This is a genomic window from Salifodinibacter halophilus (genome assembly GCA_012999515.1).
Taxonomy (GTDB): Bacteria; Pseudomonadota; Gammaproteobacteria; order Nevskiales; family Salinisphaeraceae; genus Salifodinibacter; species Salifodinibacter halophilus.
In genome coordinates, this window is the sequence record JABEEB010000544.1 from 1 (window position 1) to 247 (window position 247).

A 247-nucleotide genomic window follows, 5' to 3' on the forward strand; every position below is an offset into this window, starting at 1 on the left:
CGGCGATCCGCGCCGCTGGAACGCCGAGCCCGGCCTGCCGGGCGTAGTGCGGTTCTGGGGGCCGTATGCGTATCGCTCGGCGTTCTATGCGCAAACGCCCGAGCAGGAATGCGAGCGTGCGCTGGCCCACTTGCAGCAGACCCTGGAGCTGGAAGGCGCGCACACGGTGGCGGCGATCCTGCTGGAGTCGGTGGTCGGCGGCAACGGCATCCTGGTGCCGCCGGACGGCTATCTGCGCGGCGTGCGC

1 protein-coding gene is annotated in these 247 nt (G+C 71.7%); it reads left to right on the forward strand.

All coding sequences use genetic code 11. The features are described 5' to 3' along the window. Window positions 1-247 (forward strand): aspartate aminotransferase family protein (locus HKX41_12775; GenBank protein ID NNC25009.1); only part of this gene is annotated, 247 nt, incomplete at both ends.